This is a genomic window from Microbacterium sp. Bi128 (assembly GCF_918698205.1).
Genome location: NZ_CAKKMM010000912.1, coordinates 1 through 2,071, shown reverse-complemented (window position 1 = coordinate 2,071; position 2,071 = coordinate 1). Strand labels below are relative to the sequence as shown.

The following is a 2,071-nucleotide window of genomic DNA, read 5'->3' as shown; positions in this document are numbered from 1 at the left end:
GGATCGCGGCGTCGTCCGGGTGCGGATTCTTATCCAGCAGCGCGCGGGCCGTGAGCATCATCCCCGGGGTGCAGAAGCCACACTGCAGCCCGTGCTCTTCCATGAAACCCTGCTGGACGGGGTCGAGGGTGCCGCCGCTGGCCAGCCCCTCGACGGTGCGGATGTCGTGCCCCGCGGCCATGGCGGCCAGGACGGTGCAGGACTTCACGGGCTGTCCGTCCATCAGGACCACGCACGTCCCGCAGTTGCTTGTGTCGCATCCCCAGTGCGTACCGGTGAGGCCCAGGACCTCGCGGATGTAGTGGACCAGGAGCACCCGGGGCTCAATCTCGCTCGTGACGTCGGTGCCGTTCACGGTCATGCTGATCTGCATCGGCTTCAGCCTTCCTGCATCTGGGCGGCGCGGGCACAGGCCCGCCGCAGTACCCGTTGGGTGAGCTCATCGGCGAGATGCCGCTTGTAATCGACGGGGCCGCGCTGGTCAGCCACCGGATCGCAGGCCTCTGCTGCCAGCCTGCCCGCCTCGGCGAACAGCTCCTCGTCCGGATGCCGGCCGCGGAGCACGGCGGCGGCCCCGGCCAGGGGGTGGTCGAGGCCCAGGGCGGTGAGCCCGACGGCGGCGTCGTCGACAGTGCCGTCCGCGGTGAGGGTGACAGCGGCACCGGCGGCACCGACTGCCCAGTCTCCGACCCGGCGTTCGACCTTTTCGTAGGCACTGCCCGACCAGGGGCGGATGCCGAACCTGAGTTCGCAGAGCAGTTCATCGTGCCCGACCGCGGTTTCATAGGGTCCGCGGTGGAACTCGGACATGGACAGGATGCGCTCGCCGCCCGGTCCGCGGATCACTGCCTCGGCGCCCAGGACATCACACACCGTGGAGAGGTCCTCGGCCGGGTCGGCCTGGCACAGCGAGCCGCCAATGGTGCCGCGGTTGCGGACCACGGGGTCGGCGATCACCCGCTCGGCGTCCCGAACGATGGGGAACAGCCCGGCCACCTCGTCCGACTCGAGCAGGGTGGTGTGGCGCGTCAGGGCGCCGACCCTTAGCTTGTTGCCGTCACGGAGGATGAAATCGAGCTCGTATAAGTCATTGATGTCGATCAGCCATTCGGGCCGGGAGAGGCGGAGCTTCATCATCGGCAGGAGGCTATGGCCGCCGGCAACCACCCGCGATTCGGGTCCGTACCGGGCAAGGAGTTCCAGTGCGTTCTCCACCGTGGTGGCGCGCACGTAGTCAAATGGAGCCGGAATCTGCATAGTCCCTACCTCACTCCGAAAGGCCGGCGGCGTGGAGTAGCAGCTGCCTGGCGCCGGATTGAGGTCAGTCTTGCCCCGGCCTGACAGGGCTGTCAATATCGTCATAAGCGAAAGGTTATGAAGCCGTGGCGATGACATTGGGACAGTTGCGGACGTTCGCCCTGGTGGCCAAGCTGGGTTCCCTCCATGCGGCCGCCGTCCAGCTCGGAGTCAGCGAACCGGCAGTATCGACGGCGCTCGCCGCACTCAGGCAGGATCTGGGCGACCCGCTCTTCGTGCGCGCCCATGGCGGGATTGCGCTGACTCCCGGCGGCCGGGCGCTCGCCGAACATGCCCAGGACATCGTGGGACTGGCGGACCGGGCCCGGTGGGAGGTGGCACATGCCCAGACCGAGACCGGGCGGCTGAAAATCGTGGCGACGGCGCCGTTTGCCGAGCACGCGGCGGGGCGCCTGCTGGACCTTTTCACCCGCCGGGTTCCCGGGGCCTCCGTCGATGTGGTGGTGGAGGAGGCCGAGGACATCGCCTCGCTGATGCGGGAACGAGTCTATGACATCGCTTTGGGGGCCAGGCCCGCCGCCCGCAACGGCTCCCTTGCCAACGGTACTGGCGACGTCGGCATCGACTCCGTCCCGTTCCTGCGGTACCAGCGGATCGTCGTGGCGGCCGCCGGGCATCCGATCGCCGCCCTCCCCGGGCCGGTCGCGCCGGCCGAACTGGTGCGCAGACCCTGGTTTGCCGGGCCCGCCGGCATCCAGGCGGCCAGCGAGGAGGGCCGCTGGCTGGCTGCCCAGTCGGTGGCGCCGGCGATCGT

General features: G+C 69.2%; 3 protein-coding genes. 1 reads left to right on the top strand and 2 read right to left on the bottom strand.

Annotated features, from left to right (window positions below):
* A partial coding sequence (locus LQV45_RS27930) for a (2Fe-2S)-binding protein (protein WP_230010150.1) occupies positions 1-373 on the bottom strand: 373 nt, incomplete at its 3' end.
* 5 nt (positions 374-378) lie between these two features.
* Positions 379-1,257, bottom strand: a complete 879-nt coding sequence (locus tag LQV45_RS27925) for a xanthine dehydrogenase family protein subunit M (RefSeq protein ID WP_230010147.1) — start codon at positions 1,255-1,257, stop codon at positions 379-381.
* 131 nt (positions 1,258-1,388) lie between these two features.
* On the opposite strand from LQV45_RS27925, the gene LQV45_RS27920 reads away from it, so the two are divergent.
* On the top strand, positions 1,389-2,071 hold a 683-nt coding region (locus LQV45_RS27920), incomplete at its 3' end, for a LysR family transcriptional regulator (RefSeq protein ID WP_230010152.1).